This is a genomic window from Pararobbsia silviterrae (assembly GCF_003628125.1).
In the GTDB taxonomy this organism is placed as follows: Bacteria; Pseudomonadota; Gammaproteobacteria; order Burkholderiales; family Burkholderiaceae; genus Pararobbsia; species Pararobbsia silviterrae.
This window is the reverse complement of record NZ_RBZU01000003.1, coordinates 98,748-113,418: the sequence shown is the minus strand read 5'-3', so window position 1 is coordinate 113,418 and position 14,671 is coordinate 98,748. Positions and strand designations below refer to the sequence as shown.

Sequence of the window (14,671 nt, the reverse complement as noted above, 5' to 3'; positions counted from 1 at the left end):
ATGCCTCCGTCCCAACTGGAAAGCCGGTTGCGCTACGAATTCCGCAATGCGGAATTGTTGCGCCAGGCGATGACCCATCGCAGCCACAGCGCCACGCATAACGAACGGCTCGAGTTTCTTGGCGACTCCGTTTTGAATTGCGTGGTGGCGTCGTTGCTGTTCGAGCGTTTCGCGAAGCTGGACGAAGGCGATCTGTCGCGCGTGCGCGCGAATCTGGTCAAACAGCAGTCGCTCTACGAGCTGGCTCAGGGCCTCGGCATCGCCGAATTTCTGCGGCTCGGCGAGGGCGAGCTCAAGAGCGGCGGTTTCCGCCGTCCGTCGATTCTGGCGGATACGCTCGAAGCGATTTTCGGCGCGGTCTTTCTCGATGCGGGTTTCGAAGCCGCGCAGACCGTGATTCGTCGGCTGTATACGCCGATCCTCGACCATATCGACCCGCGTACGCTCGGCAAGGATGCGAAAACGCTGCTGCAGGAGCATTTGCAGGGGCACAAGATCGCGTTGCCGCAGTACACCGTCATCGCGACGCATGGCGCCGCGCATAACCAGCAATTCGAAGTCGAATGCTCGGTCGCGAAGCTCGAGATCAAGGTGTTCGGATCGGGCGCGAGCCGGCGCGCGGCCGAGCAAGCCGCCGCGAAGAAGGCGCTCGACGAACTGCAGACGCTCGCGCCGACGCTGACGACCAAGGCCAAACGCTCGAAGAGCGCGCGCGCCGCCGCGAAGCTCGCCGAGGAGGAGCGCGGCATCCAGCAGGCGCTCGATCTGCGCGCGCCACCGGCGAATCGGCCGCCGCGCGCCGATCGTGGCGAAAAACTGGATAAACCGACCGACAGGGGCGCTGACAAGGCTGTCGAACGGACTGCCGCGGACAAGCCGTCGGATCGGCCGGCGGCGCCGAAGCCCGTCGGTGAACGCACGACCGAGAAGTCTGCCGATAAGCTTCCCGCCGAGCGCGCGGACCGATTCGCGAGCGACAAAGGCGAGCGCGCCGTTGCGACGCGCGCCGCGCCGCCTGACAAGCCGTTGAGCGAACGCCATGTCGCGCTGATCCACGGCGCACCCGATGGCGCGCGCGGCGACGCAGACAAACGGGCGACGCCTCAGGGCGACGCGGCGCCAGGCGAAGCCGCGGACGCCGTGCCGCCTTCTTCACGCGAAGCCGTCGCGTCCGATTCGCTCGGCGTCGACCCGGTTCGCGTTCCTGCAACGGGTCGCGCAGGCGCGTAAGCGCGGCCGCCCGCTGAACCGAGATATCTTCATGAGTGTGACCGAAACCCCGTTCCGTTGCGGCATGATCGCGATCGTTGGCCGTCCGAACGTCGGCAAATCGACGCTGATGAACGCACTTGTTGGACAAAAGATCAGTATTACGTCGCGCAAGGCGCAGACGACCCGCCATCGGATCACGGGCATCCGGACCGAGGAAGGCGCGCAATACATCTTCGTCGATACGCCCGGTTTTCAGACGCAGCACGCGACCGCCTTGAACCGCTCGCTCAATCGCGCTGTCACGTCGACCCTTTCGAATGTGGATGTCGTGCTTTTCGTTGTAGAAGCGGGCAAATTCGGCGCGGATGACGAAAAAGTCCTGAGCCTGTTGCCGCCGAAGGCCGACGTGCTGCTGATCGCGAACAAGGCCGATCGCGTCGGCGGTTGGGATGCGCTTTATTCGTTCGTCGATTCGGTCCGACACGAGCACGAATTCAGTGAAATCGTGCCCATGTCGGCGAAGAAGCCCGAAGATATCGAGAATTTGCTTAAAACGCTGTTGCCGCATCTGCCTGAGGGCGAGCCGATCTATGGCGAAGACGATCTGACCGATCGATCCGAGCGCTTTCTCGCCGCCGAGATCTTGCGCGAGAAAGTCTTCCGTTGGACCGGCGACGAACTGCCGTACACGAGCACGGTGCTGATCGAAAAGTTCGAGCAGGAAGGTCGGCTGCGTCGGATCTTCGCGACGATTCTCGTCGATCGCGACGGTCACAAGGCAATGGTCATCGGCCAGAAGGGCGCGAAGCTCAAGCAGATCAACACCGACGCGCGGCTCGATATGGAGAAGCTGTTCGACGGACCGATCTACCTCGAGGTCTTCGTCAAGGTCAAAAGCGGGTGGGCCGACAACGAGGCCGGATTGCGCGCCTATGGCTACGAATGACGGCGCGCCCGTAGACGAACTCGAATACGGCGACGAGCCGCCCGCGCGCGCGCCGGCCCGCTCGCGTCGCGCGCCGGCCGCGAAGCCGTCCGGGCGCGACGCCGATGGGCCTGCCGGCGACGCGGCGGACGCACCGTCGCGTCAAGTCAATCAGGCGCGCCAGACCGGTCAGCCGCGGGCCCCGAAGGCCGACACGCGCGTGCTGCATCAGCCCGGCTTTGTGCTCCATAGCTATCCGTACCGCGAAACGAGCCTGATCATCGACGTGTTCACGCGCTCGCACGGCCGTCTGGCGCTCGTCGCGAAAGGCGCGAAGCGCCCGCATTCGGCGTTGCGCGGCGTCTTGCAGACGTTCGAGCCGCTCGCGCTGTCGTGGAGCGGCAAGTCGGAGGTCCGCACGCTGACCGCGGCCGAATGGCTCGGCGGCATGCGGCCGCTCGGCGGCGACGCGCTGCTCTGCGGTTTTTACGCGAACGAACTGCTCGTCAAATTCTGCGCGCGCGACGACGGCTATCCGAAGCTCTTCGATCACTACGTGCTCACGCTGACGCGTCTCGCGCACGATGAGCCGCCGGTCCAAGTCTTGCGCTCGTTCGAGCGCGTGCTGCTGCGCGAAACGGGCTATGCGATGGTGTTCGATCGCACATGCGATACGCGCGAACCCGTCGTGGCCCAAGCGAGCTATGCGTTCGATCCCGAGCGCGGCGTGCGCACGGTGCGCGACGGCGAAACGAGCGCATGGCCGGTCGTGTCGGGACAAACGCTGCTCGATATGGAGCGCGACGACTACCAGCGCTCGGCGACGGCCGCGCAGAGCCGCAATCTGATGCGCTTCGTGCTCAACTACCATCTCGGCGGCGCGCCGTTGAACACGCGCCAGATCCTGATCGACCTCCAGAACCTATGAGCCTGCTCGCCCCGCCCGCGATTCATCCTGAACTTGGTGTCAACATCGATCACGTCGCGACGCTGCGCAATGCGCGCGGCACCGACTATCCGGACCCGATCCGCGCCGCGCTGCTCGCCGAAGCCGCGGGCGCCGATTCGATCACGCTGCATTTGCGCGAAGATCGCCGTCATATCCGTGACGCCGACGTGCGCGCCTTGCGCCCGCAATTGCGCACGAAGATGAATCTCGAATGCGCGGTGACCGCCGAGATGCTCGACATCGCATGCGAGATCCGGCCGCAGGACGTCTGTCTCGTGCCCGAGAAGCGGCAGGAACTCACGACCGAAGGCGGTCTCGACGTGGCGGGCCACTTCGAAACCGTATCGGCCGCGTGCCGTCAACTGGCCGATGCCGGGATTCGCGTGTCGCTGTTCATCGATCCCGACGAGACACAGATTCGTGCGGCCCACGCGTGCCAGGCGCCGGTCATCGAGCTGCATACGGGCGCCTATGCCGAGGCGCACGACGAGGCCGTGCGCGCGCGCGAACTCGAGCGCGTCGTGACGGGGCTCGCGGTCGGTCGCGCGCTCGGCCTCAAGGTCAACGCGGGCCACGGCCTTCACTATCAGAACGTGCAGGCCATCGCGGCGCTCGACGGCATCGAGGAACTCAATATCGGCCACGCGATCGTCGCGCACGCGATTTTCGCGGGCTGGGAAAACGCCGTGCGCGAGATGAAGGCGATCATGGTCGCCTCGCGTCTCGCGGCGCTGCATGGACGCGCCGCGCGCTGAGGTCCCGATGGCGATCTACGGCATCGGAACCGACATCACGCAGGTCAGCCGCGTGCAAGGCGTCATGGAGCGCACGAACGGCCGGTTCGCCGAGAAGGTGCTCGGTCCCGACGAACTCAGGACGTACCACGCGCGCGCCGCGCGTTCCGCGGTGCGCGGACTCGCCTATCTGTCGACGCGCTTCGCGGCCAAGGAGGCGTTTTCGAAGGCGATCGGCCTCGGCATGCACTGGCCGATGACATGGCGCGCGGTCCAGACCTTGAACGAGCCGAGCGGCAAGCCGGTCATCGTCGCATCGGGCGAGCTCGCGGCATGGCTCGCCGAACGTAATGTAACCGCGAAGGTTACGATTTCCGACGAAGTCGACTATGCGGTCGCCTTCGTCATCGCGGAGCAAGATTGAATGCAAGAGTACGCCTACGCGCAACCGGTATTGACGAAGCAGTTCAAGCGACTCGCCGGACCCGTGATGCTCGACGTCGTCGGCACGACGCTGACCCACGATGACGCGCGCCGGATCGCGCATCCGTTGACGGGCGGCGTGATCCTGTTTGCGCGCAACTTCACCGATCGGACCCAACTCACGATGCTGACCGAGCAGATCCGCTCGGTACGCCCCGACGTGTTGATCGCCGTCGATCACGAGGGCGGGCGTGTGCAGCGGTTCAAGACCGACGGCTTTACACATTTGCCGTCGATGCGCGACATCGGCGCGCTGTGGGATCAGGACGTGTTTCTCGGCACGCAGGCCGCGACGGCGGCGGGGCTCGTCCTCGCATCCGAGCTGCGCGCATGCGGCGTCGATCTGAGCTTTACGCCGGTGCTCGATATCGATTACGACCAATCGAAGGCGATCGGCAGCCGTGCGTTTCATCGCGACCCGCGCGTCGTCGCGATGCTCGCCAAGAGCGTCGCGCATGGCATGTCGCTCGCGGGCATGGCGAATTGCGGCAAGCATTTTCCGGGACATGGCTATGTCGAGGCCGATTCGCACTATGCGATGCCGATCGACGATCGTCCGCTCGACGCCTTGCTCGCGGATGCGCAACCGTACACGTGGATGGGCCTTGCGTTGACCGCGGTCATGCCCGCGCACGTGATTTATCCGCGCGTCGATTCATTGCCGGCCGGGTTCTCGCGCAAGTGGATCACGGACATCCTGCGTCATCGCCTCGGATTCGCCGGCGCGATTCTGAGCGACGATCTCTCGATGCATGGCGCGCGCGCGGTCGGCGATCATCTGCAAAGCGCGCAGGCCGCGCTCAACGCGGGTTGCGATATGGTGCTCGTCTGCAACGAGCCCGCGCAGGCGGACAAGGTGCTCCAGGGGCTCCGGTATCAACCCTCGCGTCTGTCGCAGCGCCGTCTCAAGCGGCTGCGGCCGAAGGGCAAGGCCGCGCGATGGAGCAAGCTCATGCGGCATCCCGATTATTTGGCCGCGCGCGAGTTTTTGATCGCGAAGGTACGGCTCGTCAAGCCGGCTGGGGCTGCGGGGGCGCCCGTGGCCGGCGCGCCGAGCGAACCGGCGTTGGCGGTTGAACTGTCGGGCGCGCAACGCGTCGAGCGTTGAGCCGCGCGCCCGGCGGGGCGATGTGGCGACGCGGCGTGTGCGACGCACGCTCCAGTTGTCGTCGCGCCGCGCGATGGCTTCGTCTATGAGTCGGTGACGCTCCGTCGCCTACATGCGGGATGTGTCGGACAGCCGGGCTTCTCCACCTTCTTTGACGTGGATGTCGCGTAGCCGGCGCGCCGCGTCTTCTGTTTCGCGAATCGACGCCTCGGCGATGCGCAAACGCGTACGAAATGTCTCGAGAGCGGGGAACGGGCTCGCGAGACGAACGGGCGTTGTGTCCGTGTGGGAGGGCGTGATCGCGGACAACGCGGCTCGGCTGCTTTGCAAGCGATCGGATATCTTGCGAAGGCGGATCATCGCGGCGTCAAATGGACGGATGCCGAACGCACGGGCAACGTCTTTATACGATTCGCCGTCGCGCACGCGCGCGCCGGCGGGACCGTCGACGGCGATCATCTTAAGCGCGTCCATGGCGGCGCCTTCCTTCCCGATGCCGTGCGCCTTAGCCACGTCGCGGCACGATTCGCCGTTGCGCACGCGTTCGCCGGCGCTAGCTTCGACGGCGATCATTTCAAGCGCTTGCGTCGCTTTGCCGAAGCCGCAAAGTTTGTACGCCTTTGTGATCGTGTCGCAGCGTTCGCCGTTGCGTACGCGTTGCCCGGCAAAGCTTTCGACGCATATCATTTCTAGCGCTTGGAAGGGCAATCCGAGCGACCGTATTCCGTGTTCACGACCGACGACATCCGGCAGTTCGCCGTTGCGTACGCGCGCGCCCGCCGGGCCGCTGACTGCAATCATCTCGAGCGCGTCCATCGCGTCGTCAAATGGCCGGATGCCATGATCCTTTCCGACGGTTCGACAAGACTCGCCGTTGTGTACGCGCTCGCCCGCGGGGCCGTTGACGGCAATCATCTCGAGGGCATCCATCGCATCGTCATCTGACCGGATGCCATGATCCTTTCCGACGGTTCGACAAGACTCGCCATTGCGTACGCGCGCGCCCGCCGGGCCGTTGACGGCAATCATCTCGAGTGCATGCATCGCATCGTCATATTCCTCGATGCCATGATCGTTTCCGACAGCTAGACAAGGCTCGCCGTCGCGCACGCGTTTTCCCGCGGGGCCCTCGACCGCGACGCGCTGAAGCTCGCGCATTGCGATCGTGTCGCGCTTGATGCCGAATGCGTTGCCTACGACGAGACATGACTCGCCGCCGCGGACTCGGGACTCGGCGACTGACTTGTCGCGTAGCCGGCGCGCCGCGCGGTCTGTTTCGCGAATCGAATCCCCGGCGATCTGCGAACGCGCGCGAGATGGTTCGAGACTGGAGGTCGGCGCGAGGCATGCGGGCGTTGTGTCTGCGTGGGAGGCGATGTGCTGCGGCGCGATCGCGGATGACGCGGCTCGGTGGCTTTGCGAGCGCGCGGATATCTCGCGAAGGCGGTCCATCGCGGGGCCAAATGATTCGATGCCGAACACTTTGGCGACGTCCTCATACGATTCGCCATTGCGCACGCATTCACCCGCGCGACCCTTGACGGCGATCATCTCGAGCGCAGGCCTCGCTTCGCCGAAAAAGCGAAGTCCGTACTCCTCTGCGATCGTGTCGCAGCGCTCGCCGTCGCGCACGCGTTGCCCGGCGGGCCCTTCGACGCATATCATCTCGAGGGCTTCTAAGGGCAATTGGAGTGGCCGCATCCCGTGTTCGCGAGCGACGATATCCGGCGGCTCGCCGTTGCGTACGCGCGTGCCCGCGAGGCCTTCGACGGCAATCATCTCGAGCGCATCCATCGCATCGTCATATAGCCGGATGCCATGATCGTTTGCGACGGTGAGACAAGGCTCGCCGTTGCGTACGCGCGTGCCCGCCGGGCCGTTGACGGCAATCATCTCGAGTGCATTCATCGCATCGTCATCGTTCTCGATGCCGTGATCCTTACCGACGGCTCGACACGACTCGCCGTCGCGCACGCGTTTTCCCGCGGGGCCCTCGACCGCAACGCGCCCGAGCGTGCGCATTGTGATCCAGCCGCGCTCGACGCCAAAGGCCTCGCCGACGACGCGACATGATTCGCCGTTGCGGATTCTGGACTCAGCGACCGCCTGGCAAAATGCGGGACACGCGCGTGTGTCGGCCATGTGGAGTTCTTTCAAGATCCAGGGCTGCAGAAGTCGGGGAATGGCGCTCATGGCATAGTTCGCGGCCGCGTCCGGATCGAACGGCTGCACGTTGACAATCGCGCGCGAGATGGCGGCCGCCGCAATCTCGCGCAGCACAGGGGCGCAGCGCGTGCTCGTCAGGCGCTCGCCACGATCAGCGCGCCGTACGACGGCGGCGATCTCGCAAAAGAACGGTCCTCGCTTAGGCGTCTCGTCGTGCGGTCCGAGGCGTGCCGATGGGCTTCGATGGGACGCGCCTGACAGGCGCGTCGTCGATACATCAGTGGGGCGAACCATGCACGCCTCTCCGCAAAGGGTTTCGATTGCGAGAGTGTCGCGAAGCGCGTCGTTACCGGAATGGATAAAACGATCATGTCCCGCCGCATCGCATTGCGTGCGGCGCGATGCGATCGCAGCGAACGGGTGCGCCGTTGCCGAGCGATCCGTGACGTTCGGCGGCGCGGCGCACGGTCGCCGCAGGTGCCCGCGCCCGACGCGCCGCGTGAGGGCCGAATGGCGCGCGAATCGTCGTCTCGCGCGCCGGGGGCGCCTCAGTTCATCTTCATGCGCTGCAGCTTGTTGTAGAGCGTCTTCGGACTGATGCCGAGCATCGACGCGGCACGGTGCCGCGTGCCGCCGACGGCGTCGAGCGTCGCGCGGATCAGCAACTCCTCGACCGTCGCGAGCGGCGTGCCGACCGTCACTTGGACGCTGCTGAACGCGGCCGCGTGCGAGCCGTCCGCCGAACGCAGCGTTTCGATCGTGTCGTCCGACGTTCGATAGGCATGCCGCAGCGTCGTGCGTAGCTCGCGCACATTGCCGGGCCAATCGTAGCCGTGCAGCTCGCGCAGCACGCCGGGCGCGAGCCGCTTTTGCTGGCCGGTTTCGGCATTGCACTCGTCGATGCAGTGCAATGCGAGCAGCTCGATGTCGGCGCCGCGTTCGCGCAGCGGCGGCAGCCCGATCGTCGTGGCCGACAGGCGGCGCACGAGTTCATCGACCAGAGCGCCGGTAGCAAGCGCCTGCGTCGGCGAGATCTCCGCGCCGACGATCAAACGGAAGTCCGCGGGCGTGTCGTGCGAGCCGCCCATGCGCCGGATCGTGCGGCCATCGAGCGCGCCGAGCAGCGCAAGTTGCTGATCGCGCGGCAACGACGTTACGTTTTCGACGTAGAGCGTGCCTCCGGCCGCTTCCTCGAGCACGCCGGCCATACGAATATCCGCGCCCGCGAACGCGCCGCGCTCATGGCCGAACAGCAGGCTGTCGAACGAACGCGCGCCGTCGCGCGTCGCCGCGCAGTCGAAACGCACGAACGGCCCCTTGCGCCGGCGGCTCATCTCGTGAATCGTGTGGGCGACCGTCTGCTTGCCCGAGCCGGGCTCGCCATGGACGAACACGGCAGCCTCCGTCTGCGCGATGCGCTCGATCGTGTCGTAGACGGCTTGCATGGGCTCCGAGCGCCCGATCATCGGCCCGAAGCGGCCGAGTTCGCGCAGCATCGAGCGCAAGCTCTGAACTTCTTCCGAGAGCTCGTACGGACGCGGAATACGCGCCAGGAGACTGCGCAAGCGCGGAATGCTGACCGGCTTGAGCAGATAGTCCCAGATCCCATGACGGAGCCCCTCGATCGCCGATTCGACCGTCGCGTTGCCGGTCATGACGATCACGGGCACGGTGCCGTCGGGCGGCTGCGATCGCAAATGCTGAAGGAGATCGAGCCCCTTGCCGTCAGGCAGGTTCAGATCGATCAGCACCACGTCGGGAATAAAGCGCGTGAGCGCCTCGCGGGCGTCGGCGAGCGTGGCCGCGACATCCACGGAGAATCCGTCGGCCTGGAGGATCGCGGCCAGCCCGGACAGACTGTTCGGATCGTCTTCTACGATTAGCGCGTGTGGCATGGCGTTCTGTGAGGGTTCGGGGGCTCGACATCGATGCAGCGCGTCGAGGCGCACGTCGAAGGACGCCGCCGAGCGCACACGACCGGGGCGGTGCCCACGGTCCAGCCCGTGAAGCCGAACACGGCGGCAATCCGCGCGGTCGCAAGCGACCCGATGGCGTCATGCAGCATGGAATCGACCTCAGCACGTCGTTCGATATCTGAGCGCTGTCTAAGCAGAACTCGTGCCACGGAGGGGCGTCATTCGGCCCAACCCCCATGGCCACGGGCTTTGCACGGAATCGAGGGGGGCGCAGATGACACAGAAGGTGATTGAAATCGGCAAGCGCGCCGGTAAATCTTGCTTCGTTTTGTTGATGAGGCGTGAAAAAAAGAAAAGCGCTCGAATGAGCGCTTCGGGGGTGACCGGTTCGTCGAACGGCCGGTCATCGAGAGGGATTGAACGCGCCGGCCCGCGCGATGCGCGCGACCGGATGCGCAGCGCCGACTTAGGCGCGGCTGCGGTACTCGTTCGTACGCGTGTCGATTTCGATCTTGTCGCCGATATTGCAGAACAGCGGCACTTGAAGTTCGAGACCGCTCGTCAGCTTCGCGTTCTTGAGCACCTTGCCCGACGACGTGTCGCCCTTGACGGCCGGTTCCGTGTACGAGATTTCGCGCACGAGCGTCGTCGGCAGTTCGACCGAGATGGCTTTCTCGTTGTAGAACACGACTTCGCAGGGCATCGCGTCTTCGAGGTAGTAAATCGCGTCGCCGAGGTTTTCGGCTTCGACTTCGAATTGGTTGTAGTCGGCGTCCATGAACACGTACATCGGGTCCGCGAAGTACGAGTACGTGACTTCCTTGCGGTCGAGCACGACGACGTCGAACTTGTCGTCCGCCTTGTAGACGGCTTCGCTCGGTGCCTCGGTCAGAAGATTCTTGAACTTCATCTTGACGACGGCGGAATTGCGGCCCGATTTGTTGTATTCGGCCTTCTGCACGACCATCGGGTCGTTGCCGATCATGACGACGTTGCCTGCGCGGAGTTCCTGTGCGGTCTTCATAAAACGTATCCTGTCTTACCTGAATGTTTGACTTGCGATCTGGCGTGCGAGCACAGCGGGCCGCCTGAGTCGGGCTCAAGCCTCGATTCGCTGCGTTCCTGCGTCACTCGATTCGGAATGCCGGCGCCGCCGTGTCCGCTGACCTTTGGGAAACGGCCGGAAAGTCCGGATGCCTGTGCTCGACAAGTCTAAGCTATTGAAAAACGGTCTATTTTAACCGGCTTTCGGCAAACTCCGCCAGATTTCCGGCGAGGTCGCGCCGCGTCGCGAGTTCTTCGATCCATTCGCGCGCGCCGCGCGCGAGCGTTTCACGATGCCGCGTCCATGCGGCCCATGCGTGCGCGATCGCTTCGGGGCCCGCGTGCGTGTCGTCCGGCGCGCCGTTCCAGCGCTGCCAGACCTGCGTGAGCGCCTGCGCGGCGCCGGCGTCGAGATGCGCCGTGATGTGCGCGAGCGCGGCGTCGAGCTTCGGCAGATGCGCGTCGTCGTGCTGCGGGTAGATGTGCCAGACAAACGGCCGTGCCGCGAGTTGCGCGCGCACGAACGAATCCTCGCCGCGTACGAAATTGAGGTCGCACGTCCAGAGGATCCGGTCGTACGTCTCGTGATCGACGAACGGCAGCGCCTGAACGGTCAGCTTGCCGCGCGTCGCGCGCACGGTCGTGTCGAATGCGTCGAGTCCAAGGAAACGGGCGACGTCGGGCCCGATGCGTCCGACGGGGACGAGCGCCAGGAGCTCGGCGTCGCCGTCGCGCCACGCGCCGAGCAGCTCCGCGGTCGCGGGATTCTCGTACGCGAAGAGCGACACGACGGTCGCCGCCTCGCCGGGCGGCGGCACGCCGAGGCGTTCGAACAGCGCCGCGCGCGCGGCGGGATCCCGTTGAAACGCGTCGCGTCGGTCCTGAATCGCTTGCTCGATGAGCACGCCGCCCGTCTGCGCGCCGAGACCCGGGAAAAAGAACCACTTGTTGAGCGGCAGGCGAGGGTGGGGCGATGGTTTCAGATGAAAGTCGCCGACCCAGTCTTCCGAACTCAGATAGTCGAGGTTGATCCAGACCGGCGCCGGCGTGCGCTCGGCCATCGCCGCGAGATACACGGGCGGCAGATCGCACGCGAACGCCTCGATCACGACGTCCGCGATCGTCAGCGGTTCATTCTCGATGAACGGCTCGCGCCAGTGCTCGACGACGATCTCGCCGAGATGCTGCCAGCGTTTGTCGGGCTGCAGCGACGGCGCGAGCTTTGCAAACGTCTGCAAGTCGTCGACCCAGAGCCGGACCGACCAGCCATGCTCGGCGGCCAGTTGGCGCGCGAGCCGCCACGCGACGCCGATGTCGCCGAAGTTGTCGATGACGGTGCAGAAGATATCGCAGGCAATCGGGCGTTGGATCATGGAGCGGGGGCGTCATCAGGCGGAGCATCGAACACGCGCATCGTATCAATCGAACGCGCCGAGGCAAGTGTCGCGCGTCGTCGCGAGATTCACGCGCGGCAACCATGCGCGGCGCGTACGCTCCGGCAGGCGACGGGCAGGCGACGGGCAGGCGACGGGCAGGCGACGACAGACCGCGATCCGGTGCACGCCGTCAAGCATGCGTGCGGACGGGCGTCGAGGTCTCCAGCGCCCGCCGGGTATCATCTAGCCTTCGTGCGATTCTATTGCAGTGGCAGCCCGGCCAAAGCCCGGGGCTCTGAGCATGTCCGACGACAGCGACCTTTTCGACCCGAAGCCCATCCTCGCGCAATTGCCGCACTTGCCCGGCGTCTATCGTTACTACGATGCGGACGGCGCCGTGCTGTACGTCGGCAAGGCGCGCGACCTCAAGAAGCGCGTCTCGAGCTATTTCAACAAGTCGCTGCTGTCGCCGCGCATCGCGATGATGGTCAGCCGGATCGCAAAACTCGAAACGACCGTCACGCGCTCCGAGGCCGAAGCCCTGCTGCTCGAGAACAACCTCATCAAGGCGCTCGCGCCGCGCTACAACATTCTGTTTCGCGACGACAAGTCGTACCCGTATCTGAAACTTACGGGGCACGCGTTTCCGCGCATGGTCTACTACCGCGGCGCGGTCGACCGCAAGCATCAGTACTTCGGGCCGTTCCCCAACGCATGGGCGGTCCGCGAAAGCATTCAGATCCTGCAGCGCGTGTTTCAGTTGCGGACCTGCGAGGACTCGGTCTTCGCGAACCGCACGCGTCCGTGTCTGCTGCATCAGATCTCGCGTTGCACGGCGCCGTGCGTCGGTCACATCAGCGAGGACGACTACGCGGTCGACGTTCGCAATGCGGCGCGTTTTCTCGGCGGGCGCCAGACCGAGGTCATGAGCGAGCTCGAACAGAAGATGCATGCGTATGCGGCCGAATTGCGTTTCGAACAGGCCGCCGCGGTTCGCAATCAGATGAAATCGCTCGCGGCGGTCCTGCATCAGCAGACCATCGAGACGGGCGGCGACAACGATGCCGATATCCTTGCCGTGGTCGCGTATGGCGGCAAGGTCTGCGTGAATCTCGCGATGGTTCGCGGCGGACGTCATCTCGGCGACAAGGCGTATTTTCCGAGTCAGGTCGGTCAGTCGCTCGACGATGACGAACTCGACGCGTCGGACGCGATCGACGTGCTCGATGCGCGGCGCGAAGTCGGCGAGATCGAGCACGATCGCAAGAAGGCGCGTGCGCTCGGCCTCGATCGCGAGGCGGACGACGCGAGCGAGGCGACGGGTGCGGCCGATGCGGCTGATGCGGGGCCGGCGCGATCGGCGGGCGACGAGCGTGCGACGGGTACGAACGGCGAGGGCGACGCGATGTCGAGCGACGCAGCAGCCGAGTTCGATGCAGCGGCGGGCGACGTGTCTGACGATGTGACCGGCGCGTCCGCCGCCGCGCGCGGACGCGCCGAGCGTTCGCTCGAGGCCGACGTCATCGAGGCGTTCATCGGGCAGCACTATGTCGACCATATGGTGCCGCCCGTGCTGATCGTCAACGTGCCGCCCGCCAATCGGCAGATCGTCGATCTGCTCGGCGCGCAAGCGGGGCGCAAGGTCTCGATGATCCGGCAGCCGCAGGGGCAAAAGCGCTCATGGCTCGAAATGGCCGAGCAGGGCGCGAAGCTCGCGCTCATGCGATTGCTCTCGGAGCAGGGTTCGCAGCAGGCGCGCACGCGCGCGTTGGCCGATGTGCTGAGCCTCGAATGCGACGATCTCGCGACGCTGCGCGTCGAGTGCTTCGACATCAGTCACACGATGGGCGAGGCGACGCAGGCGTCGTGTGTCGTCTATCACCATCACAAGATGCAATCCGGCGACTACCGGCGCTACAACATCGCGGGAATCACGCCGGGCGACGACTACGCGGCGATGCGTCAGGTCCTCACGCGTCGCTACGAAAAGATCCTCGCGCAGCAGGCGGCCAACGCGGGCGATGCCGTGCGCGTCGGCGACGTCGATGCGGCCACGGGGGTCGTCGATGTGACGGACCGCGTGGATGAGGCGTCCGAGCCGGACGACGCGGCGTCGCGTTCCGGTGCGCCGGCCGCCGGTGTGCCGGACGACGCATCGTCGGCCGCCGGCGCGTCCGCAGAAGGAGCGCCGACGGATACGGCGTCGGCCTCGGCGAGCGCTCAAGCGCCGATGCCCACGATCGTGTTGATCGACGGCGGCAAAGGGCAAGTCGAGATCGCGCGCCAGGTGTTCACCGAACTCGGCATCGATATCGGCATCCTCGTCGGCGTGGCCAAGGGCGAGGGCCGCAAGGTCGGGCTCGAAACGCTCGTGTTCGCCGACGGACGGCCTTCGCTCGAACTCGGCAAGGACAGCGCGGCGCTCATGCTGATCGCGCAGATCCGCGACGAAGCGCACCGCTTCGCGATCACGGGCATGCGCGCCAAACGCGCGAAAGTCCGGCAAAGCTCACGCCTCGAAGAACTCGAGGGCGTCGGCGCGAAGCGGCGGCAGCGCCTGCTCGCGCGCTTCGGCGGCTTGCGCGGCGTCGTGTCGGCGAGCATCGACGAGCTCGCGAGCGTCGAAGGCATTTCGCGCACGCTCGCCGAGCAGATTTACAAACAACTTCATTGATGTCGCGCGACGGTATAGTTCGGGACGCCGTTCCCCGTCGGCGTTGTGAAAAATCCCCTGCCTTGTTCGCGAGCTTCCGAACAA

The 14,671-nt window shown here is 65.5% G+C and carries 11 protein-coding genes; 7 read left to right on the top strand and 4 right to left on the bottom strand.

Features of this window, described 5'->3' with window-relative positions; all coding sequences use genetic code 11:
• The 6 genes from rnc to nagZ are packed head-to-tail and all read left to right on the top strand — an operon-like array spanning nt 1 to nt 5,411.
• The gene (rnc, locus tag D7S86_RS08665; RefSeq protein WP_121085447.1) at nt 1-1,230 is read left to right on the top strand and encodes a ribonuclease III; all 1,230 of its coding nucleotides are present in this window, start codon (nt 1-3) and stop codon (nt 1,228-1,230) included.
• Between the two features lie 31 nt (nt 1,231-1,261).
• Nucleotides 1,262-2,158 carry a GTPase Era gene (gene era, locus D7S86_RS08660; RefSeq protein WP_338069170.1) on the top strand — a complete coding sequence of 299 codons (897 nt, stop codon included), beginning with the start codon at nt 1,262-1,264 and terminating at the stop codon, nt 2,156-2,158.
• Nucleotides 2,145-3,065, top strand: coding sequence for a DNA repair protein RecO (recO, locus tag D7S86_RS08655; RefSeq protein ID WP_121085443.1), 921 nt, complete (start codon nt 2,145-2,147; stop codon nt 3,063-3,065). Before era ends, recO begins: the two co-directional genes overlap by 14 nt.
• Entirely contained in the window at nt 3,062-3,841 is a 780-nt protein-coding gene (gene pdxJ, locus D7S86_RS08650; protein WP_121085441.1) for a pyridoxine 5'-phosphate synthase, read from the top strand. The genes recO and pdxJ overlap by 4 nt, the downstream gene beginning before the upstream one ends.
• A gap of 7 nt (nt 3,842-3,848) precedes the next feature.
• A complete protein-coding gene (gene acpS, locus D7S86_RS08645; protein ID WP_121086062.1) occupies nt 3,849-4,244 on the top strand; it encodes a holo-ACP synthase in 396 nt (131 codons plus the stop codon).
• Nucleotides 4,245-5,411 carry a beta-N-acetylhexosaminidase gene (gene nagZ / locus D7S86_RS08640; RefSeq protein WP_121085439.1) on the top strand — a complete coding sequence of 389 codons (1,167 nt, stop codon included), beginning with the start codon at nt 4,245-4,247 and terminating at the stop codon, nt 5,409-5,411.
• Nucleotides 5,412-5,519: 108 nt separating this feature from the next.
• Here nagZ and D7S86_RS29925 read toward each other — a convergent pair whose 3' ends face one another.
• The 4 genes from D7S86_RS29925 to earP form a co-directional block, all read right to left on the bottom strand.
• A complete protein-coding gene (locus tag D7S86_RS29925; protein ID WP_205962776.1) occupies nt 5,520-7,691 on the bottom strand; it encodes a hypothetical protein in 2,172 nt (723 codons plus the stop codon).
• Between the two features lie 434 nt (nt 7,692-8,125).
• On the bottom strand, nt 8,126-9,472 hold the full coding sequence (locus D7S86_RS08630) for a sigma-54-dependent transcriptional regulator (RefSeq protein WP_121085437.1): 1,347 nt from the start codon (nt 9,470-9,472) through the stop codon (nt 8,126-8,128).
• 487 nt (nt 9,473-9,959) lie between these two features.
• Nucleotides 9,960-10,517: an elongation factor P gene (gene efp, locus D7S86_RS08620; RefSeq protein ID WP_121085433.1), complete on the bottom strand. Its 558-nt coding sequence runs from the start codon at nt 10,515-10,517 to the stop codon at nt 9,960-9,962.
• Between the two features lie 208 nt (nt 10,518-10,725).
• Complete coding sequence (gene earP, locus D7S86_RS08615; RefSeq protein ID WP_121085431.1) at nt 10,726-11,910, bottom strand: elongation factor P maturation arginine rhamnosyltransferase EarP; 1,185 nt, start codon at nt 11,908-11,910, stop codon at nt 10,726-10,728.
• A gap of 304 nt (nt 11,911-12,214) precedes the next feature.
• Here earP and uvrC point away from each other — a divergent pair, with 304 nt between their 5' ends.
• Nucleotides 12,215-14,587, top strand: coding sequence for an excinuclease ABC subunit UvrC (gene uvrC / locus D7S86_RS08610; RefSeq protein WP_121085429.1), 2,373 nt, complete (start codon nt 12,215-12,217; stop codon nt 14,585-14,587).
• Nucleotides 14,588-14,671 lie beyond the last annotated feature (84 nt).

Bases quoted from the DNA above. Each gene is read 5' to 3' on its own strand.
- rnc (WP_121085447.1), top strand. From the start codon at position 1: ATGCCTCCGTCCCAACTGGAAAGCCGGTTGCGCTACGAATTCCGCAAT.
- uvrC (WP_121085429.1), top strand. From the start codon at position 12,215: ATGTCCGACGACAGCGACCTTTTCGACCCGAAGCCCATCCTCGCGCAA.
- nagZ (WP_121085439.1), top strand. From the start codon at position 4,245: ATGCAAGAGTACGCCTACGCGCAACCGGTATTGACGAAGCAGTTCAAG.
- earP (WP_121085431.1), bottom strand. From the start codon at position 11,910: ATGATCCAACGCCCGATTGCCTGCGATATCTTCTGCACCGTCATCGAC.
- pdxJ (WP_121085441.1), top strand. From the start codon at position 3,062: ATGAGCCTGCTCGCCCCGCCCGCGATTCATCCTGAACTTGGTGTCAAC.
- efp (WP_121085433.1), bottom strand. From the start codon at position 10,517: ATGAAGACCGCACAGGAACTCCGCGCAGGCAACGTCGTCATGATCGGC.
- era (WP_338069170.1), top strand. From the start codon at position 1,262: ATGAGTGTGACCGAAACCCCGTTCCGTTGCGGCATGATCGCGATCGTT.
- D7S86_RS08630 (WP_121085437.1), bottom strand. From the start codon at position 9,472: ATGCCACACGCGCTAATCGTAGAAGACGATCCGAACAGTCTGTCCGGG.
- acpS (WP_121086062.1), top strand. From the start codon at position 3,849: ATGGCGATCTACGGCATCGGAACCGACATCACGCAGGTCAGCCGCGTG.
- recO (WP_121085443.1), top strand. From the start codon at position 2,145: ATGGCTACGAATGACGGCGCGCCCGTAGACGAACTCGAATACGGCGAC.